This is a genomic window from Microbacterium sp. DT81.1 (genome assembly GCF_049844955.1).
GTDB lineage: Bacteria > Actinomycetota > Actinomycetes > Actinomycetales > Microbacteriaceae > Microbacterium.
In genome coordinates this window covers 444,401-467,542 of sequence record NZ_JBNCMA010000004.1, presented here as the reverse complement: position 1 = coordinate 467,542, position 23,142 = coordinate 444,401, and the positions used below count along the sequence as shown (strand labels likewise).

The 23,142-nt window shown below is 70.1% G+C and carries 19 protein-coding genes; 12 read left to right on the top strand and 7 right to left on the bottom strand.

The window, feature by feature from the left end:
* Nucleotides 1–25: 25 nt before the first annotated feature.
* Nucleotides 26–1,048, bottom strand: coding sequence for a LacI family DNA-binding transcriptional regulator (locus ACLQ2Q_RS13720; protein WP_425821010.1), 1,023 nt, complete (start codon nt 1,046–1,048; stop codon nt 26–28).
* Nucleotides 1,049–1,245: 197 nt separating this feature from the next.
* On the opposite strand from ACLQ2Q_RS13720, the gene ACLQ2Q_RS13715 reads away from it, so the two are divergent.
* The 6 genes from ACLQ2Q_RS13715 to ACLQ2Q_RS13690 are packed head-to-tail and all read left to right on the top strand — an operon-like array spanning nt 1,246 to nt 9,418.
* Nucleotides 1,246–2,502 (top strand): sugar ABC transporter substrate-binding protein, encoded by a 1,257-nt coding sequence (locus ACLQ2Q_RS13715; RefSeq protein ID WP_425821009.1) that lies wholly within the window; start codon nt 1,246–1,248, stop codon nt 2,500–2,502.
* Nucleotides 2,503–2,504: 2 nt separating this feature from the next.
* A complete protein-coding gene (locus tag ACLQ2Q_RS13710) occupies nt 2,505–3,599 on the top strand; it encodes a carbohydrate ABC transporter permease (protein WP_425821008.1) in 1,095 nt (364 codons plus the stop codon).
* Entirely contained in the window at nt 3,596–4,501 is a 906-nt protein-coding gene (locus ACLQ2Q_RS13705) for a carbohydrate ABC transporter permease (RefSeq protein ID WP_425821007.1), read from the top strand. Before ACLQ2Q_RS13710 ends, ACLQ2Q_RS13705 begins: the two co-directional genes overlap by 4 nt.
* Complete coding sequence (locus ACLQ2Q_RS13700) at nt 4,498–6,429, top strand: glycogen debranching N-terminal domain-containing protein (protein WP_425821006.1); 1,932 nt, start codon at nt 4,498–4,500, stop codon at nt 6,427–6,429. Before ACLQ2Q_RS13705 ends, ACLQ2Q_RS13700 begins: the two co-directional genes overlap by 4 nt.
* Before the next feature lie 38 nt (nt 6,430–6,467).
* A complete protein-coding gene (locus ACLQ2Q_RS13695) occupies nt 6,468–7,931 on the top strand; it encodes a DUF2868 domain-containing protein (protein WP_425821005.1) in 1,464 nt (487 codons plus the stop codon).
* Entirely contained in the window at nt 7,928–9,418 is a 1,491-nt protein-coding gene (locus tag ACLQ2Q_RS13690; RefSeq protein WP_425821004.1) for a DUF3482 domain-containing protein, read from the top strand. Before ACLQ2Q_RS13695 ends, ACLQ2Q_RS13690 begins: the two co-directional genes overlap by 4 nt.
* A gap of 43 nt (nt 9,419–9,461) precedes the next feature.
* On the opposite strand, the gene ACLQ2Q_RS13685 is transcribed toward ACLQ2Q_RS13690, so the two are convergent.
* Nucleotides 9,462–9,938, bottom strand: a complete 477-nt coding sequence (locus tag ACLQ2Q_RS13685) for a YbaK/EbsC family protein (RefSeq protein ID WP_425821003.1) — start codon at nt 9,936–9,938, stop codon at nt 9,462–9,464.
* A gap of 72 nt (nt 9,939–10,010) precedes the next feature.
* On the opposite strand from ACLQ2Q_RS13685, the gene ACLQ2Q_RS13680 reads away from it, so the two are divergent.
* Complete coding sequence (locus ACLQ2Q_RS13680) at nt 10,011–10,451, top strand: pyridoxamine 5'-phosphate oxidase family protein (RefSeq protein WP_425821002.1); 441 nt, start codon at nt 10,011–10,013, stop codon at nt 10,449–10,451.
* Nucleotides 10,452–10,472: 21 nt separating this feature from the next.
* Here the strand turns inward: ACLQ2Q_RS13680 and ACLQ2Q_RS13675 are convergent, their stop codons facing one another.
* Both ACLQ2Q_RS13675 and ACLQ2Q_RS13670 read right to left on the bottom strand, forming a co-directional pair.
* Nucleotides 10,473–10,853, bottom strand: coding sequence for a VOC family protein (locus tag ACLQ2Q_RS13675; protein ID WP_425821001.1), 381 nt, complete (start codon nt 10,851–10,853; stop codon nt 10,473–10,475).
* Nucleotides 10,854–11,138: 285 nt separating this feature from the next.
* Complete coding sequence (locus tag ACLQ2Q_RS13670; RefSeq protein ID WP_425821000.1) at nt 11,139–12,086, bottom strand: endonuclease domain-containing protein; 948 nt, start codon at nt 12,084–12,086, stop codon at nt 11,139–11,141.
* A 561-nt stretch (nt 12,087–12,647) separates the two neighbouring features.
* On the opposite strand from ACLQ2Q_RS13670, the gene ACLQ2Q_RS13665 reads away from it, so the two are divergent.
* From ACLQ2Q_RS13665 to ACLQ2Q_RS13650, 4 genes are all read left to right on the top strand, one after another.
* Nucleotides 12,648–13,727: a Glu/Leu/Phe/Val dehydrogenase dimerization domain-containing protein gene (locus tag ACLQ2Q_RS13665; protein ID WP_425820999.1), complete on the top strand. Its 1,080-nt coding sequence runs from the start codon at nt 12,648–12,650 to the stop codon at nt 13,725–13,727.
* A gap of 93 nt (nt 13,728–13,820) precedes the next feature.
* Nucleotides 13,821–15,428: an AMP-binding protein gene (locus tag ACLQ2Q_RS13660; protein WP_425820998.1), complete on the top strand. Its 1,608-nt coding sequence runs from the start codon at nt 13,821–13,823 to the stop codon at nt 15,426–15,428.
* A gap of 87 nt (nt 15,429–15,515) precedes the next feature.
* Entirely contained in the window at nt 15,516–15,893 is a 378-nt protein-coding gene (locus tag ACLQ2Q_RS13655) for a VOC family protein (protein WP_425820997.1), read from the top strand.
* The gene (locus ACLQ2Q_RS13650; RefSeq protein ID WP_425820996.1) at nt 15,890–16,360 is read left to right on the top strand and encodes a DUF427 domain-containing protein; all 471 of its coding nucleotides are present in this window, start codon (nt 15,890–15,892) and stop codon (nt 16,358–16,360) included. The genes ACLQ2Q_RS13655 and ACLQ2Q_RS13650 overlap by 4 nt, the downstream gene beginning before the upstream one ends.
* Before the next feature lie 75 nt (nt 16,361–16,435).
* On the opposite strand, the gene ACLQ2Q_RS13645 is transcribed toward ACLQ2Q_RS13650, so the two are convergent.
* Nucleotides 16,436–18,466 carry a glycosyl hydrolase family 28-related protein gene (locus ACLQ2Q_RS13645; protein WP_425820995.1) on the bottom strand — a complete coding sequence of 677 codons (2,031 nt, stop codon included), beginning with the start codon at nt 18,464–18,466 and terminating at the stop codon, nt 16,436–16,438.
* 516 nt (nt 18,467–18,982) lie between these two features.
* On the opposite strand from ACLQ2Q_RS13645, the gene ACLQ2Q_RS13640 reads away from it, so the two are divergent.
* Entirely contained in the window at nt 18,983–19,654 is a 672-nt protein-coding gene (locus ACLQ2Q_RS13640) for a hypothetical protein (RefSeq protein WP_425820994.1), read from the top strand.
* Here ACLQ2Q_RS13640 and ACLQ2Q_RS13635 read toward each other — a convergent pair.
* Nucleotides 19,615–20,925: a glycosyltransferase gene (locus ACLQ2Q_RS13635; protein WP_425820993.1), complete on the bottom strand. Its 1,311-nt coding sequence runs from the start codon at nt 20,923–20,925 to the stop codon at nt 19,615–19,617. The two genes, ACLQ2Q_RS13640 and ACLQ2Q_RS13635, sit on opposite strands and share 40 nt — an antisense overlap.
* Entirely contained in the window at nt 20,922–23,066 is a 2,145-nt protein-coding gene (locus tag ACLQ2Q_RS13630) for a glycosyltransferase (RefSeq protein ID WP_425820992.1), read from the bottom strand. Before ACLQ2Q_RS13630 ends, ACLQ2Q_RS13635 begins: the two co-directional genes overlap by 4 nt.
* Between the last annotated feature and the right edge of the window lie 76 nt (nt 23,067–23,142).

Below are 23,142 nucleotides of genomic sequence, written 5' to 3'. Positions count from 1 at the left end.
GGGAGAACGCGCACGTCCGCGCCTTCTACCCTCGCACGATCAGGCGAGGCTCGACCAGCACGTGCTCGGGCGCCCGGTCCGCCTGCAGCGGAGCGACGGCGCGGCCGGTCGGGCCCATCAGCAGATCGAGCACCGCCGCCGCGACGCGCTCGGGAGACTGCTCGATGCTCGAGATGCCGAGGGCCTCGGCGACCGGGGTGTTGTCGAACCCGATGATCGGAAGCTCTCGCCGCCCGGCATCCGCGGCGGCGAGATGCGCGCCCACCGCGAGCGCGTCGCTCACGCAGACCAGTGCATCCAGCTCGCGCAGCACCGCAGGGTTTGAGAAGGCGGCGGTCATCGCCTGGCGGGCGCTGGCGACGCCGTCGAGGACCTCGAAACGCGGGCCAGTGGCCCCGGCATCCGCCATCGCCTCGCGCCAGCCGCGCTCCCGGTCGACGCCGGTGCCGGCATCCGGAGGCCAGCCGAAGAAGCCGACACTGGCGCCCGCCGTCGCGAGGGCATGACGCGTCGCGGCCCGCGTGCCCGCGGCTCCGTCGACGTCGACCCACGTGTGCGCCGAGCGATAGACGTCGTCGCCGCCCCACGGCCTGCCGAAGGACACGAAGGGGACGTCCCGCGCCAGCAGCCACCCCGTGCGTGGGTCGCCGAAGAACGTGCCCGTGATGACGACACCGTCGATCTCGGCGCCGTCGACCAGATCGCCGAGACGCGCGATCTCCTCTTCGGCGCTGCGGGCGCTGTAGATCAGCACCCGCATTCCGCGCTCGCTGGCGTGTTCGGTGAGGGCGTGGATGAAGCGGTCCAGCAGCACCCCGGAGATGCCGCCGGAGTAGGGATCGAGGTGGACGCCGATCGTGGAGCTGCGCCGGGTGCGCAGACGGCGCGCTGCCATGTGCGGGCGATACGCGAGCTCCGCGATCGCGCGCTCCACCCGCTCCCGCGTCGCCGGACGCACGATGTCCGGCGAGTTCAGCACGTTCGACACCGTCTGCCGGGAGACGCCGGCGGCCAACGCCACATCTTCCACCGTGGGCGGCTTGCCCATGCCTTCTCCTTACGACCGGCACCGATCTCTGAACGTTCAAATCGTTATCGTCAGGCTATCTCAAGGGGTTGACATGCCCACAAGACGGCTCGTACGTTTCGACTATCGCGAATTTGATCGTTCAAAGTTTGGATCGATCAAGGCATCTCGGAGAACGTCGTCAACAGCACCATCAGTGTTTTTCAAAGGAGACAGACATGACACGGAACACACGCGCATTAGCAGGGGTGGGCGGACTGGCCCTCGTCAGCGCGCTCGTCCTGAGCGGCTGCGGCGGCTCTTCGTTCGACGACACCGGCGACGCGGGCGGAGGAGAAGAGGGCGGACTCACGTCATCCGAGGACGCGCTCAGCATCCTGATCGGCTCGAGTGGCGAGGCCGAGACGGCGGCCGTCGAGGAAGCCGTCGCCGCCTGGTCGGAGGAGTCCGGCATCGAGGCCGAGGTCACTGTGGCCAACGATCTTCCCCAGCAGCTCTCGCAGGGCTTCGCAGCCGGCACACCCGCAGACCTCTTCTACCTCTCCCCCGAGGCACTCGCCGGGTACGCCGGGAACGGGTCGTTGCAGGCATACGGCGACGAGCTGTCCAATAAGGACGACTTCTATCCGTCGCTCGTCGAGAACTTCACCCTCGACGATGAGTTCTACTGCGCGCCGAAGGACTTCTCGACGCTCGCCCTCATCATCAACAACGACCTCTGGGCGGCCGCCGGTCTGACCGAGGAGGACATCCCGACCACCTGGGACGAGCTGAGCACCGTGGCCCAGACCCTGACGACGGGCGGCCAGGTCGGCCTCGCCTTCGGGCCGGAGTACCAGCGCGTCGGCACGTTCATGGCGCAGGCAGGCGGCGGCATGGTGGTCGACGGTGAGGCCGTCGCCGACAGCCCCGAGAACGTCGAGGCACTGGACTACGTCAAGGCGCACCTCGCGGACGGCACATTCGCCTACGCGACCGACATCGGCGCCACCTGGGGCGGCGAAGCCTTCGGAAAGGGGCTGGCCGCGATGGTGATCGAGGGCAACTGGATCGGCGGCGCGATGTCGAACGACTACCCTGACGTCACCTACACGGTCGCTGAGCTCCCCGCCGGACCGGCCGGTCCCGGCACACTCCAGTTCACGAACTGCTGGGGCATGGCCGCCGACAGCCCCAACCAGCAGGCCGCCCTCGAGCTCGTCGAGTACCTGACCTCGACGGAGCAGCAGCTGGCCTTCTCGGAGGCGTTCGGGCCGATGCCGTCCATCCAGTCCGCGGCCGATGCGTGGAGCGAGGCGAACCCCGACATCACCGCGTTCCTGACCGGCGCCGAGTACGCCCAGTTCCCGCCCAACCAGGAGGGCGCAACCGAGGTGATCGCCGACTTCAACGCCCAGCTCGAGTCGCTGGAGACCGGTGACCCCCAGTCGATCCTCGACTCGGTTCAGGCGAACCTCGAGGCAATGGTCGGCTGACCATGACCACCGAGGCAAAGGCACCTGCCCGCACCGGATCCTCCGGGATTCGGCGCGGGGAGGGCCTCGCCGGATGGCTCTTCACGGCCCCCGTGATTCTCATCCTCGGCGTGTTCCTCTTCATCCCGGTGCTCATGGCGCTGTGGGTGAGCCTCTCCGACTGGACCGGTCGGGGAAGCCCGTTCTCCCCCGCGGTGGGATTCGTCGGGCTCGACAACTACGCCGCGGTGACGACCGGCGGCGGTCTCGACGAGCGGAACTTCGGCATCGCCCTGCGCAACAACGCGTGGTACGTGCTTCTCGTCGTCCCGCTGCAGACGATGCTCGCCCTCTTTCTCGCGGTCCTGGTCAGCAGGGCGATCCTGCGTGGCCGCGGATTCTTCCGCACCGCGTTCTACTTCCCCTCCGTGACGAGCTCGGTCGCCATCACGGTGCTCTGGCTGTTCCTCTTCTCGACCGCGGGTGTCGTGAACGAGGTGCTCTCGTGGGTCGGCATCAACGGTCCGAACTGGTTCAACGACCCGAGGGGCATCGTGCACGTCGGGCTGGGAGCAGTCGGCATCGACGCGGGCCCCCAGGCGCTCACGGACAGCGGATTCCTCGGGATCTCGTGGTGGGAGTGGCTCGCCGGCCCCTCCGTCGCCATGTTCGCGTTCATCCTGATGGCCATCTTCACCACGAGCGGCACGATGATGCTGCTCTTCATCGCGGCTCTCCAGAATGTGGGAGTCGAACTCGGTGAGGCCGGCATGATGGACGGCGCCAACGGCTGGCAGCGTTTCCGGCTGATCACCCTCCCGCAGCTTCGCCCCACCCTCTTCACGGTGCTCACGCTCGGGCTGATCGGGTGCTGGCAGGTCTTCGACCAGATCTACACGGGCACGCAGGGCGGGCCGGCGAAGACGACGGTCACTCCCGCCTTCCTGTCCTACCAATCCGCGTTCGTCGATCAGGAATGGGGCCAGGGATCGGCAATCGCCTTCATCCTCTTCCTCATCATCATCTTCTTCGCGATCATCCAGCGGTGGGTGCTCCGGGATCGCCCGGTGTCCAAGCGCAGAGCCGCCCAGTATCAGGTGAAGGGAAAGACATCATGACCGTCACCGCTGTCGCCGACGCCGTGGCCGTCGCGACCCCGGATCAGCCGCCGGCGCGCACGCGCCGATGGACCCGGGGCGCGATCACCGGTCAGGTGGTGCTCTACGCCACCCTTATCGTGCTCGCGATCATCTACATCTATCCGTTCCTCGTCCAGGTCGCGACGTCGTTCAAGACCGAGGCGGAAGCCACCGCGAACCCCATCTCGCTCATTCCGAACGTCTTCACGTGGGCGGCCTACGAGGCGCTGTTCGGCCGGAGCGCCTTCCCCCTGTGGTTCATGAACTCGGCCATCGTCACGATCTGCGTCACGCTCGGCCGCGTGTTCTTCGTGTCCCTCGCGGGTTACGCCCTCGCACGACTGAACTTCCGTGGACGCGGTGTGATCTTCGCGCTCGTGGTCGCCGTCATGGCGGTGCCCGGGGTGGTGCTGCTGATCCCCAAGTTCCTCGTGCTCAACCAGATCGGCATCTACGATTCGTACGCGGGGATGATCCTGCCGCTGCTCGTGGACGCCGCCGGCGTGTTCATCATGAAGAACTTCTTCGAGTCGATTCCGGTGTCGGTCGAGGAGCAGGCCCGGATCGACGGCGCCGGCACCTTCCGGGTGTTCTGGTCCATCGTGCTGCCGATGGCGAGACCGGCGCTCATCACGATCATCATCCTGTCTTTCCAGGGGTCGTGGAACGAGCTCAACCACTTCATCGTGTCGACGCAATCGCCGGAGCTGACCACGCTGACGAAGGGCGTCGCCTCGCTGGCGTCCGGCCAGCTCGGCCAAGGCAACCAGTACCCGCTGAAGCTCGCGGCCGCCGCGATCATGACGATCCCGGTCGCGGTGATGTTCTTCGTCTTCCAGAAGAAGATCATGAGCACCGCCGAAGGAGCCGTCAAGGGATGAGCGACGCACCTCTCGCCCCGCGCGCTCTGCAACCGCTGCTCAACGACGCGATCATCGCCCTCCGCGCGCCCACGCAGGTCTGGTCGGGCCGCTCCGGCGATCTGGGGGCGGAGCCGATCCACGGCGTCTACCACGGGGATGTCCGTCACATCAGGCAGATCACGCTCACCGTGGGCGACGCCGCGCCCGAGTGGATCTCGGTGTCGCCGGACGGCGCTTCCCGCGTCGTCTTCGGCGGCCTGCTGAGGGCACTGGATGACGGTACGCCCGACCCGAAGGTGCGTGTGCTGCGCGAGCGCGTGGTGGCGGCGGGTGAAGTAGGAGAGACCTACACCTTCCACTCGAAGGTGGAGCACGAGGTGGACATCACGCTGCGCGCGCGACTCGTGCCGGATTTCGCGCTTCTCATGGACGTGAAGGCCGGCATGCCGGAGGCGAGGGACTGGTCTCCATCGATTCCGCTCGGGGCGGGGGCCCCCTTCACCGTCTCGTCGGGCGAGCGCTCGTTCACGCTCCTCGCGGCCGACGCGGACGTCAGCCTGGACGACGGCGCCATCGTCCTCGATTGGGATCTGCGGATCGCGCCGGGCGAAGGCGCGGGTGCGTCGTGGTCGCTGTCGCTCGTAGACCCGACGCTCGTGGTGCAGGTCGCGTCGGACCACTCTCGCTGGGTGGTACCCGCACGGCCGGCGCCGGGAGAGGATCCGCGGATCGGCCGGTGGCTGGATGCCGCCCTGCAAGACCTCGACGCCCTGCGCCTGGCGCTCCCCGAGCATCCGGACGACGCCTTCTACGCCGCCGGCGCACCGTGGTTCCTCACGCTCTTCGGGCGGGACTCGCTGTGGGCCGCGCGCCTCGCGCTTCCGCTGGATCGTCGCATCGCGGCATCCACTCTTCGCGTGCTGGCTCGCCTGCAAGGTGACGCGACCGACGCGGATTCGGCGGAGCAGCCCGGCAAGATCCTGCACGAGCTGCGAGCAGCTCCGCTCGAGATGCCGGGCGAGGGCATCACCCTGCCGCCCGTGTACTACGGCACCGTCGACGCGACCGCGCTCTGGGTCTGCCTGCTCTTCGAAGCGCACGCAGCGGGCATGCCCGACGACGAGGTGCGCGAACTGCTCCCCGCCCTCCGACGTGCACTGGATTGGCTGATGTCCGCCGACACGGACGGCGACGGATTCATCGACTACATCGACGAGACGGGTCACGGGCTCACGAACCAGGGGTGGAAGGATTCGGGCGATTCGATCCAGTGGCGCTCCGGCGAACTGGCGCAGGGACCGATCGCGCTGTGCGAGGTGCAGGGCTATGCCTACGAGGCGGCGCTCGCGGGTGCTGAGCTGCTCGACGCCTTCGGAGAACCGGGGGCGACCGAGCTGTGGGACTGGGCCGCGGGTCTGAAGGCCCGCTTCGCGGAGGCGTACTGGGTCGAAACGCCCGAGGGCAGGTACCCCGCCATCGCCCTCGATGCGCAGAAGCGTCCGGTGGACACGCTGACGAGCAACATCGGCCATCTGCTCGGGACCGGTCTGTTGAACCCGGACGAAGAGCGGCAGGTCGCCGCACTGCTCGTGGGGCCGACCATGCTCTCGGGCTTCGGGGTGCGGACGATGTCGACGGATGCGGCGGGCTACTGGCCGCTCAGCTACCACGGCGGAAGCGTGTGGACGCATGACTCCGCGATCATCGCGCGGGGCATGGCGCTCGCGGGGCTGCACGAGCAGGCCGGAGCAGTGATCGACGGCCTGCTCGCCGCGGCCGAGGGGTTCGGCTTCCGGATGCCGGAGCTGCACAGCGGCGACCCCCGCTCGCAGACGTCGCTTCCGACGCCGTATCCCGCGGCGTGCCGCCCCCAGGCGTGGTCGGCGGCGTCGGCGGTGGCCGCCGCCCAGATCGCGCGACGGCTTCCGCCCGGCGCCGCGCTCTGACCCTCGAGAGGCGACATCGCGCGCATAGAATGCGGCCAATGGACGAGTCAGCCGCCCTCGATGTGACCGCCGCGCGAGCCGTGGAGACGGGCGACCGTGATCGCCTGCTTTGGACGGACGCGGATCGGGACTGGGCCAGTCGTGCCGCCGCCGAGGTGGTCGGCGAGGGGGCGGGTGAGGACGCCTTCCTGGCACGGCGCGCACGGCTCGTGCTCGAGCGGATCGGCCCTCGGCAGCCCGCGGTGACGCGCGCGGTCCGTGCGCTCCGGTGGCGCGGCTGGGTGGGCGCGGCGGTCGTTCTGAGCGCATTCGTGCTGGGGCTGATCGTCGACCGGATCGGAGGCGGAACGAGCATCAATCTCCTGGCTCCCCCGGTCTTCGCCCTGCTCGTGTGGAACTTCGTCGTCTACATCACCCTGCTGGTGCGCCTCGTTGCGTTCCGCGGCTCACCGGGGCCCGTGCGGAGCCTGCTCATCCGTCTCGCCGCGGTGCGGACGCCCTTCTCGCGCCGGCGCGGGGACGACGCCGCAGAGGCCCGCCGGTCGATCCTCGCGGCGCTTCCCTCCGATTGGGCTCGCGTCGCGGCGCCGCTCTACGGCGCGCGAGCGGCACGCGTGCTGCACATCGCCGCCGCCATGACGGCGCTCGGCGTGATCGCCGGCCTCTACCTGCGCGGTCTCGCGTTCGAGTACCGCGCGACGTGGGAGAGCACCTTCCTGGGCGCCGAGCAGGTTCGGGCCCTGCTGGCCACGACCCTCGCCCCCGGTTCTTGGCTCACCGGCATCCCGGTGCCCGACACGGCATCCGTGGCGGCGATACAGCAACCCGCCAGCGAGAACGCGGCGACCTGGATGCACCTGCTCGCCGGCACCGTCGTGACCCTCGTCATACTGCCCCGGGTGGCACTGGCCGCGGTCGCGTGGATGACCGAGCGGCGCCGCGCCGCCCGCGTCTCCCTCCCGCTGTCCGAGCCGTACTACCAGCGGCTCGTCTCCTCTTACGTCGGCGGCCCCGGTCGAGTCCGCGTCGTGCCGTACAGCTATACCGCGTCGGCGCAGGCGCGAGCGGGGCTCGACGCGATTCTGTCCCGTGCCTACCCCGGCGCCGCCGTCACGGTGCAGGCGCCCGTCGCCTGGGGCGACGACCGGGCTCTGGCGACGCTCACGGGGTCTGACGCGAAGGAGGACGTCGTCCCCCTCTTCACCCTCGCGGCAACGCCCGAGCGCGAAGCGCACGGCGCCTTCCTCGACGCGATCGCCGCGCTGCACACGACGGGGAATCCGCTGATCGCGATGGTCGACGAATCGGGCATCCGTCTTCGCTGGCACGACGACGAGCAGAAGATCGCGGGCCGCCGTGCGGCGTGGCGCGACCTCCTCGACGAGCACCGCGCCACGGCCCTCTTCGTCGACCTGAGCGCCCCGGATCTGGCGAAAGCCGAGTCCGCGCTGGTCGGGGCATCCGCCGGACGACCAGACGGCCCGCCCCGGAGTGCGCGGTGAGCGACGCCGTGACCGTCGCCGGGATGGATGCCGGGGCGATCTCGCTCTCGCTCATCTCGCACACCAACGCGGGGAAGACGACACTGGCCCGAACGCTTCTCGGCCGCGACGTCGGCGAGGTGCGCGACGCGCCGCACGTCACGGACGAAGCGACACCCTTTCCGCTCGTACAGACCGCCGAAGGGGACCTGCTGACGCTCTGGGACACGCCGGGCTTCGGCGACAGCGTGCGGCTCGCCCGGCGCCTCGGTCAGAACGGCAGCCCCATCGGCTGGTTCCTCTCCCAGGTCTGGGACCGCTACCGGGATCGGCCCTTCTGGCTCAGCCAGCTGGCGGTCCGCAACGTTGCGGAGCAGGCCGACGTCGTGCTCTACCTCGTCAGCGCGGCGGAGGAGCCCGACGACGCGGGCTACCTGCAGCCCGAACTCGAGGTGCTGGGATGGATCGGCAAGCCCGTCGTGGTTCTCCTCAACCAGACCGGGCCGCCCCGTGCTCGAGGCGCGGACGCGGACGAGGATCGGTGGCGCGCGGCGGTCACGGGCGCCCCGCACGTGCGGGGCGTGCTCACGCTGGACGCGTTCGCGCGCTGCTGGGTGCAGGAGTTCACCCTCTTCGCCGCCGTCGGCGCTGCCCTGCCGGACGACAAGACCGCGGCCTTCACCCGGCTGCTGCACGCGTGGGGCGAACGGCGGATGGCGCAGTTCGATGCGGCCATGACAGCGCTGGCTGTCCCCATCGCGGCCGCAGCCCGGGACCGGGTCGTGCTGCCGCCGGAGCCCCTCACGGCCCGGATCGGAGGCTCCGTCGGTCTGCAGAACGTGGCGCGCACACAGGCTCGCGGCGAGGCGGAGCGCACCCTGGCCGAGCGGCTCGAGCTCGATCTCCGCCTCACCACCGAGAGCCTCATCGCGATCCACGACCTCGAGGGCCGTGCGGTGGGCGAGGTGCTGCAGCGGGTGGCGAGCGACGTGCAGGTGGAAACTCCGGTGGATGCGGGGCGGACCGCAGCCCTGTCCGGCGTGGTGTCCGGTGCCCTCACGGGGCTCGGCGCCGACCTCATGGCCGGTGGACTCACGTTCGGAGCCGGCATGGTGGCCGGGGCGATCATCGGCGCGCTCGGGGGCGCGGGCATCGCCCGTGGCGTCAACGTCGTGCGCGGCAAGAACGAATCGAGCGTGCGCTGGGAGGAGGCCTTCCTCGACGGACTGGTCACCTCGGCGTTGCTGAAATACCTGGCGATCGCCCACTACGGCCGAGGTCGCGGGGAGTGGAAGGAGAGCGAGTATCCGCCGTTCTGGCGGCCGCTGGTCGTCGATGCGGTACTGGACAACGCCGAGCGGCTCGCAGCGGTGTGGGCGCTGCGCGCCGAGAGCGACGGGGGTGAGCGCCTGGAACGGGAGCTCCATGGCCTGCTTCGCGACATGGCGGTCCGGCTCTTCGACAAGCTGTATCCCGGCGCGCTTTCCGCCGCTGTCCGGGCGCGCTGATCGGAGTGCAGCGAGCCTCGGCGGGAGAGGAGGCCTGCCCGAGTCAGTCGACCTGTGCGACCGTGCCGCCCGTCAGTGCGACCAGTTCGTCGAAGGTCATCGGGAAGACGGTGTGCGGTGTGCCGCCCGCCGCCCAGATCTCGCGGAACACGGCCAGGTCGCGATCGATGACCGTCGTCAGCGGCACCGGATGACCGGTCGGTGCCACTCCCCCGATGGCCTGCCCCGTTGCCGCGCGCACCTGCTCCGGCGTGGCACGCGCGATGCTCCCGCGGCCGAGGCGTCCGGCGAGCGCCGCCGTGTCGACCCGGTGAGCGCCGCTCGTCATGACGAGGAGCGGCTCCCCGTCCGACCAGAAGACGAGGCTGTTGGCGATCGCCCCGACCTCGATGCCCAGGGCTGCGGCCGCGAGCGGCGCCGTGGAAGCGGCATCCGGAAGCACGACGATCTGTCCGCGGATGCCGGCCTCGGCGAGGCGTTCGGCGACGATGCGGCTGCGTTCGGGGAGTGCGACGGTCACGTCTCCAGCCTATTGGCGGTGTCGGTCGTCGGTCGTAGCCTCGTGACCGCGGGGAGCCGATGAAGGGACGACATGGCCGACAACATCTTCGATCCGGACAACCCGGCGCACGCGAAAGCGCTCGGGATGCTGGACCGCGACCTGATCGCGTGGATCACGACTCTGGGAAGCGATGGCTCGCCCCGGGCGGTTCCCGTCTGGTTCCTCTGGCACGACGGCACGATAAGTATCCTGAGCGAGCCGGTATCGCACAAGGTGACGCACATCCGCTCCGACCCGCGGGTGCTCGTGCACCTGCATGCGGGCGGTCCGACGGGGGATGACGTCGTCGTGCTGCGCGGCACCGCGACCCTGACGCCGGATGGCGCGGCCGGATGGATCGAGCGGTTCCGCGAACCGTACACGGCCAAGTACGCCGAGTCCATCGCGGCGTTCGGCATCCCCGCCGAGGCACTCGCGCAGAAGTTCAGCACGCTGATCGAGTTCCGACCCCGGCACCTGCTCGCCTGGTGAGGCGGACGGCGCGGCGTCGAATCAGGCTCTCTCGCTGAGCGCCAGGATGTTCCCCTCGCTGTCGGCGAACCATGCGGCTCGCTCGCCGGGCAGCTCCGCGACCCCGTCGACCGTCGTCAGGCCGGGGAAGTCGTAATCCATGAAGGTCACGCCCTTCTCCCGCAGCGCGGACATGGCAGCGGCGAGGTCCTCTGTCTCGATGGCGAACACGGTGTTCTGCGCCGTCCCCGCGTAGCTCGTCTGGTAGACCATCACCGGCACCCCCCCGAGCCGGTAGAACACCGACGCCGCCTCCTCGTCGACCTGCTCGGCCGCCAACCCCAGAACCCCCTCGTAGAACGATCGGGCTCGCTCCAGATCCGACGCGGCGATCACTGCCGCGCCCTGTGCATCTTCGAACATGGCTGTTCCCCCATCCCTGGGACTCCCCGTCCCTGGCGCAGACGGTACTCCGGTGCAGCCCGGCCCGATAGACGTCCACCGGCGCGACGCCGCGGCGGGCGCGCGCAACCGGGCGCTCTGCCGACCCGCGGGTGCTCGTGCATCTGCGCGCGGCGGTGGACGGCACGATCATCAAGTTCCGACCCAGCGCCTCCTCACCTGGCAGGCCCACCGCCGGCCGCGCCCGCCTCGGTGCGCGATTCAGGCGCAACCGGTGGGAATCGGCGCCGCGTCTCCTCTGGAGACTCATCCCACCCCAATCAGCCTGCGTCCGGTACGGGTGACGGGGAGGAGAGCGCGCCGGCCGCTCCTCATCCCTGTCAGTGCGGCAACCACCACCTCTGGGTGAAACAGGATGTCCTCCGCGATCGGGCGAATGGTCGCGTAACCGAGCGCTGCGAGTGCGAGGTCGCGGCGGCGGTCGCGCTTCTGTGCACGCCATCCGGCGTGGTGCGCCTCGGAGTCGCACTCGATCACGAGCCACCCGTCGAGCACGAGGTCGACGCGCCCGACGCCATCGATCGCGACCTGCAGCTCGACCTCGAACCCCAGCGCTCGGGCGATCAGCCGCACGAGGGTCTCCGGACCCGATTCTGCCCTCCCGTCCAGGTGCCGGCGGAGCACTCGGCGCCGAGGCACCACGTGCGCGAAGATCTCATCCAGATTCGACTCATCGATCAGTCGCAGGTGCAGAGCCGAGTCGAGCGTCGCCACGGCGGCGCGCGGCGGCTGGCAGTTCGTCGCCTGAATCAGCGCATCCATCACCTCAACCCGCGCGGAGCGCGGATGCGGCTCCCGGCAGAGCGACGCCCAGTGCAGGCGCACTCTCTGACCCGTGTCCCGGAGCCGTGAGGCCGAACGTGGCAGGTGCACATGCACGGTGCCGTTCGAGATCACGAACACGCCCATGCGCGCCAGTACCGAGACGCACGCAAGACGGCCGCCGACCGTGGCGGCGCACCGGCTCTCCACCGAAGCGTCCGCCGGAAGATAGACACCGGCCCTCGCCCGAACCAGCGCATCGCCGTCGATCGCACCGGCGATCTGGCGCCGGCTCAGGCCGGCAACACGTAGGTCGCTCGTGCGGAACAGCAGGTCCACGACGCCTTGCGGCCGGGACAAGAGGATCTCCTGCAGTGGGTCGACGTCGCGCATCAGCATCCGCCCACCCTGACCGCCGCCCGAACTACTCATGGGCAGGGGACGACGACTGTGGACGCGGGCCGCTAGCTCGTCCGCTGGGGAGGAGGCCGGGGCTTCGCGATCCCACGACCCGCGCACCGCCCGCAGGCTTCCCGGTGCCGCGATTCGTGTACCGCAGTCAGGCTTGACCGTCTGGTGCGCTGCCGTTGCCGCCTCATCGGGTCACTTGCGTCACGGCGAGCCTGATTCCGGCCCGCGAGTCCCAGTGATCCCGTGTCCCGCCGTCAGGCTTCCGAGTGCCGCGATCCGTGTGCCGCATTCAGGCTCGACCCCGTGGTGCACTCTCGGCGCGGCCACGTAGGGGCGCTTGCGTCACGGCGAGCCTGAATCCGGCCCGCAGTCGAAACCCGCCGACCCCGGAGCACGGCTCAGGGAGCTCAGTACCGGAGACGCGACCGCCCTCCAGCTGAGCAGTGTGCTCAGTATTCGCGCGCCACGTTGAACAATCGGCCGTGCAGTGGTCCAATGGAAGGGATGCCGCACCGACGCGCATCGCACACGCTCCGCCCGGATCCCACGAAGATCGGGGCCGACTGATCAACGAGGACCACAATGTCTGCGAGCCTGCCCCTGCCCGACTTCCGCCACGAACGCGTCGAAACCCTCACCGGCCGGCGCAGCGGACTCTTTCTCGCCGTAGCGCTGCACTCCTCGGTGCTGGGATCGGCACTGGGCGGGGCTCGCCTCTGGACGTACCCGCACTGGAGCGATGCCCTCGGCGATGCCCTGCGCCTGTCGGCGGCCATGACCCTGAAGAACGCGGCGGCGGGCCTCGACGCGGGCGGCGGCAAGTCCGTCATCCAGCTGCCCGAAGGGACCGTGCTGGATGCCGAGCGCCGCCGCGCGGCGTTCCTCGATCTCGGCGACGCCGTCGAGTCGCTGCACGGCCTCTATCGCACCGCCGAGGACGTCGGGTCGACGACCGAAGACATGCTCATCGTCAGCGAGCGCACCGGCCACGTGGTGGGCCTTCCCGAAACCGGCGGCGGGTCGGGCGAGCCGGCCGGCCCGACCAGCCTCGGGGTCTACGAGTCGCTTCGCGCGACGCTCGAGCGCGTCACCGGCTCGGCCGATGTCGAGGGGCGCCGCATCACGATCTCCGGCATGGGTCAGGTGGGCAGCCGACTCGCCGTGCGCCTCAGCGCCGAGGGCGCCCGCCTCACCGTCACCGACGTCAACCCGGCGAAGCGGGACCTCGGGAGCCAGCTCGGCGCGGAGTGGATCGCCCCCGGCGAGGAGCACCTCATTCCCGCCGATGTCTTCGTGCCCGCCGGCATCGGCGGCCTCCTCACGGACGAGGTGATCGACTCCCTCGACGCCCGTGCCGTCTGCGGACCGGCGAACAACCCGCTCGCCGATCACTCCGGCGCGGACCGCCTGGCCCGGCGCGGCATCCTCTACGCCCCCGACTTCGTCGTCAACGCCGGGGGCGTCATCTACCTCGATCTCGAGGCGAAGAAGCTCGGCACCCGCGAGGAGATCATGGAGCGCGTCGCCGGGATCGGCGATACCGTGCGCCGCATCTTCGACGAGGCCGAGTCGGCCGGCGTGACGCCGCTCGAGGCCGCCGAGGCCTTCGCCGCCGAGCGGCTGCGCACAGGCGCGACCGTGCGGGAGCACGCCCTGGCGTGAGCCTTCCGCCCGGCGAGGGTGCTCGGACTGAGTTCCGCGGGTCGTGACACTCGGTCGCCGGGATGGCAGGATGAACGGGTCGAAGGAGACGCCATGTTCACGAGCCCGCTGCCCGACGTCGAGATCCCTGAGGTCTCGATCTACGACTACCTGTTCGGCACCCTCGCCGACGAAGACCTCGGGCGCGTCGCCCTGATCGACCCGGCATCCGGAGCGGAGACGACGTACGGCGCGCTGCGCGCTCAGGTCAACGGATTCGCCGGCGCCCTCGCCGCTCGCGGGGTCGGCACCGACAGCGTGCTCGGTCTGCTCTGCCCCAACGTCCCGGCCTTCGCGACGGTGTTCCACGGGATCCTGCGGGCGGGCGCGGTGGTAACCACGATCAACTCGCTCTACACCGCGGGCGAGATCGAGAAGCAGCTGCGGGATGCCGGGGCCACCTGGCTCATCACGGTCACGCCGCTGCTCCCCGGCGCCTCGGCGGCCGCCGAGGCCTGCGGCATCCCGGACGACCACGTCATCGTGCTCGATGGGGCCGGCTCTGAGAGCGCGGACCGGCACCCGAACCTGCGCGAGCTGCTGATGGAGCAGAGCCCCGCACCCGAGGTGAGCTTCGACCCCGCCACGCATGTCGCCGTGCTCCCCTACTCATCCGGCACCACGGGCATCCCTAAGGGCGTGATGCTCAGCCACCGCAATCTCGTCGCCAACGTGCAGCAGTGCCGCAGCAACATCGAGCTGACCGAGACCGACCGCGTGCTCGCCGTTCTGCCTTTCTTCCACATCTACGGCATGACCGTGCTGCTCAACCTGGCGCTGCGCCAGCGGGCGAGCCTCGTGACGATGCCCAGGTTCGACCTCGTGGAGTTCCTGACGAACATCCAGAAGTTCCAGTGCACCTATCTCTACATCGCGCCGCCGATCGCGGTGGCCCTGGCGAAGCATCCCGTCGTCGATGAGTTCGACATCTCGAGCGTGCACACCGTCTTCTCCGGCGCCGCCCCGCTCGACGGCGATACGGCGCAACTAGCGGGGAGCCGCATCCACGCCCGCATGATGCAGGGCTACGGCATGAGCGAGCTGAGCCCCGTTTCCCACGCGATGCCGTACGAGCGGCACGACATCCCGGTCAGCTCGGTCGGAACGCTGCTTCCCAACCAGGAGTGCAAGCTCATCGACACCGAGACGGGCGAGGAGATCACCGAGATCGGCGAGGACGGCCGCACTGCCGGGGGGGAACTCTGGATCAAGGGGCCGAACGTCATGCTCGGCTATCTGAACAAGCCGGAGGCGACGGCCGAGACGCTGGATGCCGACGGCTTCCTGCACACCGGCGACATCGGCGTGTACCACCGGGGCGACTACTTCTCGATCGTCGACCGCGTCAAGGAGCTGATCAAGTACAAGGGCTACCAGATCGCTCCCGCCGAGCTCGAGGCGCTGCTGCTGTCGCACCCTGCGGTGCTGGATGCCGCAGTGATCGGCGTGCTCGATGACGAGAGACAGGAGATCCCGAAGGCGTTCATCGTGCCGGCGCCCGGTTCCGGTCTGACGGAGGACGCGGTGATGACCTTCGTCGCCGACAACGTGGCTCCCCACAAGAAGATCCGCCGGGTCGAGTTCATCGAGGCGATCCCCAAGTCGACCGCGGGCAAGATCCTGCGCAAAGACCTGCGCGCGCGGGAGACGGCGACCGTCTGAGCGGGTTCTCCTCGCTGGTCGCCCCGTGACGGCTCTCACCGGCCGCCACCCGTTGCCACTGTCCCCACCCGATGGTTATCTGGTCGCATGGATACTCAACGGATCTTTCCCGGTCTGGCCGTCTCAGACATCGAGGCGGCCCGCGCCTTCTACGCCGACGTGCTCGGCCTGCCCGTCACCGAAGAGAACGGATTCCTGACCCTCGATCTCGGCGACGGCGGCGAGCTCTTCGTCTACGGCAAGGACAACCACGTGCCGGCCCAGCACACGGTGCTGAACTTCCAGGTCGGCGATCTCGACGCGGCCGTCGATGAACTCGCCGGGAAGGGCGTGGAGATGCTGCGCTACGACGGCATGCACCAGGACGAGCGCGGCGTCGTCCGTCCGGCCAACCCCGACCAAGGCCCCGAGATCGCCTGGTTCGCCGACCCGAGCGGCAACGTTCTCGCCGTGATGCAGGGATGAGGCCCGTCGAGTCGGTCTGGGACTACCCGCGCCCGCCGCGGGTCGAGCGCGTCGACGATCGCGTCACCGTGATGTTCGGCGGGGAGGTTCTCATCGACACCACCGACGTCGTCCGGGTGCTCGAGACGTCGCATCCGCCTGTCTACTACCTGCCGATGGATGCCTTCCCTCCGGGCGCGCTCGCCCCGGCCGCCGGCGCCTCGCTGTGCGAGTTCAAGGGGGCGGCGAGCTACCTGTCGGTCGCCGCCGGCGGCCGCACGGCCGAAGCCGCCGGCTGGACGTACCCGAGCCCGTGGAAGGGCTATGAGATCCTGCGCGGCCGCGTCGCGCTGTATCCCGGACGGATGGATGCGTGCACGGTCGCGGGCGAGCCGGTGACGCCGCAGGAGGGCGACTTCTACGGCGGCTGGATCACGTCCTGGGTCACCGGCCCGTTCAAGGGTGCTCCCGGAACGCGCGGCTGGTAGCGCCCGCGCCGCAGACGAATGGATGCCCCGGCCGGCCGGCCGAGGCATCCACCCGTCACCGTGCGCGACTCGCGCTCACCACGTCGAAGGCGGCGGGGGGCTGACCACCGGTGGGCGGTCGTCGCAGGTGATGGTGTTCGGCAGCTCCCAGGCCGCCATCCACGGGCCGGTTGTGCCGGCGCCGTCGTTGCCGCCGAGGTCGGTGACCGCGAACTCCGAACCGCTCGGCAGGAAGTTGAACGAGCCGCAGTTGTTGATGCCGACCGCCCCGACGTTGCGCGCGTCCACGTTCAAAAACGACGCCCCTCCGGCCACGCGCGCGCTCAGCACCGAGGTGCCGGTGCCGTCGACGCGCACGTCGGCGAAGGCGACGTCCGTGATCTTCACGACGTCCTTCACGGGCCAGTCCGAGACCATCATGATGGCGTTGTAGGTGTTGTCGAGGTAATGGTCGCCGGTCACGCGGATCGCGCCCTCGATCGAGCGGTCGAGCGCGAAGATCCAGATCGCGCCGAGTCCTATGTTCCAGTTCAGCTCGTAGGTTCCGGCCCGCACCGTGGTGTTGTCCGTGAAAGCGAGGGTTCCCTCGAAGGCCGTGGCACCGAACCGCGAACCGGCGTGCAGACCGCTCCCCTCCCGCACCGGATCGGCGACCAGATTGCCCGAGACGGTGTTGTCCGTGCCGCCGTAGACGGCGATGCCGTTTGCGAGCGTCGGAGACTGCACGGTGTTGCGTTCGAACGTGTTTCCTGCGTTGGCGGTGCCCTCCGACCACAACGCGAGACCGTCGTCGCCCGTGTTGCGCACGAAGTTGTTCGACACGGTCGAGTTCGTGACGCCGCGATGGAAGTTTACGGCATCGGCGATCTGGTCGACGATGATGTTGTCGCGGACGGTGACGCGCTCCATCGGCCCGTCGAGCCAGATGCCGACCTTCGTGTGCTGGATGTGCAGCCTCGAGAAGCTCGAGTCGCTGAACGCTCCGCCGATGCCGTTGACCTGGTCCGTGTCGATGCGCTCACGCACGTCCCCTTCGATCGCGAAGCCCCACAGGTGCACGTTGCGCGAGCCCCCGGCCGCGGCATCCCTGCCGTAGAACCCGACGCCGGTGTGCACCGACCCGTCGGGCGACGGGCTCGCCAGGGCGACCTCGCGGCCCTTGATCTTCGTGTACCAGCTGCCGGCTCCCTCGATCGTCACGTCGTCGACCAGGATGTGACGATCGACGCGGTAGGTGCCCGGTGGGATGTATACCTTGAGCTTGAGTTTCTTGGCGGCGGCGATCGCCTTCTCGATCGCCGGCGCCGAGTCCTTTCCGCCCGACGGGTCCGCGCCGAAGAGCAGCACGTTGGAGGCGGCGAGGCGCGCGTGCGGGCGGCCCACGAGCTCGGTGTCGATCAGGTCGATCACCGTGCTGGCCGCCGGCGTGCCCACCGGGGCGGTGAGGCGAAGCACTTCGCCTGCCTTGTAGGTCCTGCCGAGCAGCAGCCGTTCCTCGTCGAAGTACTTCATCGGCCGAAACGGCGTCTCGAACGTCGGAGCGGGAGTGGTGAACGCGGGCACGCAGGCGCACTCCGTGACCCACCAGTCGGGGTGCAGCAGGCCGGCCGCGGGATCGTTGGTGAAGGGGTACTGGTTGTAGAGGTACGCGTACGCCGACGTCAGCGTGAGCGTCTTCACCTTCTTACCGCCGACACCGATCTGCAGCGGGGCCGTGATGCCGCCGCCGCCGGCGGCATCCGGGATGCTGTACCGCACGGTGACCGCATTCGTGGCTTCGGGCAGCGTGACCTCCACGTACTGCCCCGGCGCGAGACTCACCGCTTTCCGCCCGGACGCCTCGGCGGCGAGCGTGTAGGCCGTGCGATCCGCGGCGACCAGGGCTCCATCGGTCACGCCGTTCTCCGCCTCCTGCTCGAGGAAGGGCACGTCGGCGCCACGGCCGGCCACCAGCGCAGGGTCGAGCGCCGCACGGGTCACCACCGCAGGAGGTGGGGCGGGGTCGGCGGATGCGGGGGCCGCGACCGCGACGAGCGTCGTCGTCACGAGAGCCACGGCGACGATGCCGCTCAGAAGCCGGTGCGGTCGGAAAGGGGGACGTGTCATTGTCGACTCGCTTCACTCGGGGTGGCGCCCGGGCGCCGAAGTGCCTCGAATCTAAGGGACGGGCGGCGTCTCTACAAGGTCGTGTCCACGATTGTCGAGAAACCGTCGACTTTTTGCGCGGTCTTGCCGATCTTGCGCGGCGCCCTACTCATTCGGGGCGCACTAGAGTCGCCTAGGGGGCGCGGCATTTGCGCCCCGAAGAACGCAACGCGCCCCAAACCCGTCTGCTCTCCGGTTCGGGGCGCACCGGTGCGCTCTGGGGCGCACGACTTCCGCCCCAAAGGGATTGAGGCGCCCCAAACCCGCGCCTGAGGATACGAACGCCTACCGAGCCCCGAGACCGAGGCTGCAGGCGCCCGGGCCCGTCCTTCGTGTCTCGCGCCGCCGGTGCGCCCCTCCGAGTCCGTACGCTGGACCGGTGCCCCAGCGAACGTCCCCTCTGCACCATCGCCCTCCACCAGTGCCCGTGCCGGCAGCGTCCGATCCGAAAGTGTCCCGGCCGGGAGCGTGCCGGCCGTGACCGTCGTCGTGCCATGGCGCCCCACGCCCTCACGGGTCCCGGCATTCGACTTCGTGCGCTCGTGGTACGTCCGGCACCTTCCCGAGTTCGCGCTCCGACCGGTCGACACCGACGACGATGTGTTCGTGCTTGCCGCGTGCCGCAACCTCGGCGTCGGCGGGGCCGGGCTCGACGACGTCGTGGTGATCAATGACGCCGACACGCTCCCGGAGCCGGCCGCGCTCCGCGCCGCGGTGGCGGCCGCCGCGACCAGCGGCCGGGTGCACCTGCCCTATACGGAGTACCGCTGGCTCGGCGCCGAGGGCACCGCCCAGCTGCGCGCAGGCACGGCCCCTGAGGACTGCGCGTTCGACCTGGTGCGGGGCGCCTGCTCGGGCGTGTACGTCACGACCCCCCGCACGTGGGCGGCGCACGGCGGGCAGGACGAGCGCTTCCGTGGCTGGGGTTTCGAGGATGCCGCGTGGTATCTCGCGCACCAGACGCTGCTGGGCGAGCCGCCCATCCGCCACGACGGCCGCGTGTACGCGATGCACCACGTTGCCGAGGTGCGGGCCGGCACCCGGTACGACGCGAACGCGGCGCTGATGGACCGCTACCGCGCCGCGGCCGGGGACGTCGACGCGATGGCTCAGCTCGTCGCGGAGCGCCCCGCGGTCAGCACCTCGTAGGCGATCGCCGGCCCCGGGCGGCGCCGCTGCTCGCGGGCGACCGCGTCGAGGAGCGCCCGCTCGGCGGCTTCCAGCTCCCCGATGTGACGGATCGCCTCCGCCAGCTCCTCCACCGACGCCGCGTTCGGGTCGAGGGCGAGACCTGTCCCCGTGCGCTCGATCGCCGCGGCGCCCGCGAACTGATCCGTCGAGAAGGGAAGCACGAGCAGGGGCACGCCCTGCCCCACGGCCTCCGTCACCGAGTTGTTGCCCCCGTGCGTGATCGCCAACCGCGCGCCGCCGAGCAGCCGCACCTGTGGCAGGTAGTCCCGCACGAGCCACCCTTGCGGCACGCCACCGATGTCCGCGATCGGCGTAGATCCGGTCGCGATGGCGGCCCGCATCCCCAGCCGGGACAGCGCCTGCGCAACGCGCGCCAGCACGTCGCCCCGCACGGAGAGGAAGCTGCCGAAGCTCACATAGGCGTAATCCCCTGCGCCGGCGATCCAGTCTTCGACCTCGGCGTCGAGGGCCTCGACGCGCCGGGTCGATCCGAGGAACTCGTGCGCGGGCAGGGCGCGCCCATCGCCCTCGGCGAGTTCGCGGGGGTAGTTGTAGAGCACGAGATCCCCGTGCTCGCCGAATGCGTCGGCGGTCGGCACCGCCCCCGGGTCGAGGGCGCGCGCCGTCCGGTTCCATTCGTCCGTGAACCGTGCCGACACCTCGTCGCAGAGCGCACGCAGCGATCCGAGGTCGCCCGCGTCCGGCCGGAACGCCTTCGGCCAGAACGGCGGGTATCCGTAGACCTCCCCCGAGACCGGAAGGGCGGTCGGATGCCCCAGCACGACATCGCCGAAGGGAATGCCGGCCGTCTGCAGCGCGAGCCGCGCGCTGAAGGCCAGGTGGTCGATGATGATGGCATCGGGGCGCACCGCCTCGACGGCCGCGAGAGTCCGGCGCCCGGCATCCACGGGCTGCCACATCAGGTCGGTCAGCCGCTCACCGGCCTGATAGCTCAGGGTGGGCACCATGCCCCGGCGCGTGGCGTCGAAGAACCCGCGCAGCGAGTCGGCCTCCTCGTCGGGCTGGTCGTCGGCCCGGATGACGCGGGCATTGCTGCCACGGCCGAGCGGAAGGTCGTACCGCTCGAGGCCGAACTCGCGCACGAGCGGATCCGTGGCCGGGCCTGTGGCGACGACGACCCGCTCCCCCGCGTCTCGCCACGCGGTCGCGAGGGTGGCCAGGGGAAGGAGGTGCGACGCGTAATCAGGGCTGATGACCAGCAGCGTCACGCCGACGCTCCGGCGGACTTCAGAAGCGCAGCCTCCTCGACGGCGACGCCGCGATACACCGGCCCCAGGGCCGAGGCCATCGATTGGATGGTGAAGTTATCACGCACCATGTCGTGGGCGGCATCCACACGCCCATCGTCATCCAGAGCAGCCACGTCGAGGGCGCGCTCGATCGCCGCTTCGAGCCGCACCGGATCCCAGGTCTGGGTCAGCACGCCGGTCACACCGTCCTTGATGTAGGTCGCGGGTCCTCCGCCGTCGGGCGCGACGACCATGAGACCGGTGGCCATGGCCTCCAGCAGCGCGATGCCGAACTCCTCCTTGAGGCTGGCGCAGACGTAGACGCCCCGCGGCGCGAGAACGCCCGGCACGCCCAGGCGGACGGCGGCGAGCCACCGTGAGGCGATGTCGTTGGGCCGGTGACCGGCGAGGATGAGCCCCGCCTCCGCGCGGCCGGCCTCCGGAATCACCGCGTCGATGCGCTCCAGCTGCTCCCGCTCGTCCAGAGACGGCCGCTCGAGGTCGCCGCCGATGATGAGCAGGTTCGTCCGCTCGCGCAGCCCGCTTCTCGCCCAGACGTCGACGAGCGTCGCCATGCCCTTCACGCGGTGCAGGCGCCCGACGCTGACGACGAAGGGCAGGTGCCGGCGATCCTCGGGCAGCCCGGAGAGCGCGACGCGAAGGTCATCCATCGCGCCGCTGTCGCCCGATCCTGCGCTGCGATCGCTCACGGCGCGATCGATCACCTCGAGATCCACACCCTCGGCGACGATCGTGTGCCTCTCAGGGTGGGAGGTGATGTCGATGCCGACGAGCTGGTTCATGTCACGCTGGAGCTCCGGCCGGGGAAAGAGCACCGTGTGGGCGGCGTTGGACGCGAGGCTCTGCACGAGCCTCGTGCGGAACCAGAAGTGCTCACGCAGATCCACCTCGCCGAAGTCCTCGCGTGTGAGAGAGCCGGCGCGATCGAGGGACTGGATGACGGCGTGCGGGTCGGGCGCGACCGTGAAGACGACGGGGATGCCGAGTTCTCGCGCGACGTCTGCGGCGGCGAGGCTGCCGACATCCGCCATTCGCAGATGGAGCAGATCGACCTGCCCGGCCGCCCGCAGGATGCGCCGGATGCCGCGCCGCGCCGTCACGCGGAGCGGCCAGGCGGCAGCCGACGGCACCGGGTCGGCCCGCAGCGGCACCCGCCCGTAGACGTGTCCCTCATTCAGCGAGCCGAGCTCGAGAAGGTCGACCGCCGCCTGCGGCACGGGCCCGCGCGAGAGCGTGATGACCCGCGACACACCGGTCTCCGGATCGGCCACCAGGGCGTTTCCGAGACGGACGAGCAGCGTGGCGATGCCCCCGTTGTCACCTGCCCCGGCCGATGAGAGGGCCGGATCGATGTCGGCATGCAGGAAGAGCTGCGCGATCGTCAAGCCCCGGTCCCTGGCGGTGCGCCGGGCGGGCAGGGCCTCGAGGTCGATCAGCGCGAGCCGTGCGACATCGGCGAGCCGCCCCTCCCCGCCGACGAGCTCCTCGAGGGGAGCGCCTATGCCTTCGTCGCCGCTTCGCTGCCCGAGCGCCGCCACCGCGGCGATCCGCACGTCCTCGTGCTCGCGGGCGTTCGCGGCGATCCCGACCAGCAGCCGTGTGGCGATCGAGGGGCGCACGAGCCCGAGGGTCTCGACCAGCCGAGCCCGGGCCGCGGGCTCTCTCACCCCGAGCAGGGCGGTCTCCAGGCCGACGGTCAGGCTCTCCGCCACCGCCGATGACCACTGCTCGAGGGTGCGCTGGGCGAGCATCCCGGTGAACCCGCCCGCGGCGACCTGACCGATGAGACGGCCCATGGCGTCGAAGCGGGGCAGGCCGGCACCGAGTGCCCACGCGGCGTGCTCCCGGATGGTTCCCCGGCGATCGGAGAGCAGGCCGGTCAGCATGCGGCCGGCCTGCTCGTCGAAGATCCCGGCCAGGGCGTGCACGGCCGCGATCGCGGTCACCTCGTCATCGCCGTTCAGCGCCGAGGCGAGCACGCGCAGCGTGCGGACGCCGGGATTGCGGCCGGCCTCGAAGGCCAGATCATCCGCGAGGCGCATCGCGTCGATGATTCCGGGCGCTTCGCGCACCGCGTCGAGGGCCGTCTGCACACCCATCGTTGATCCCCTCACCGGCCGTGACGAGGGACGGCCGCAGTTCGAATGGTAACGCTCCGGAGTGAACCCGCGGGTG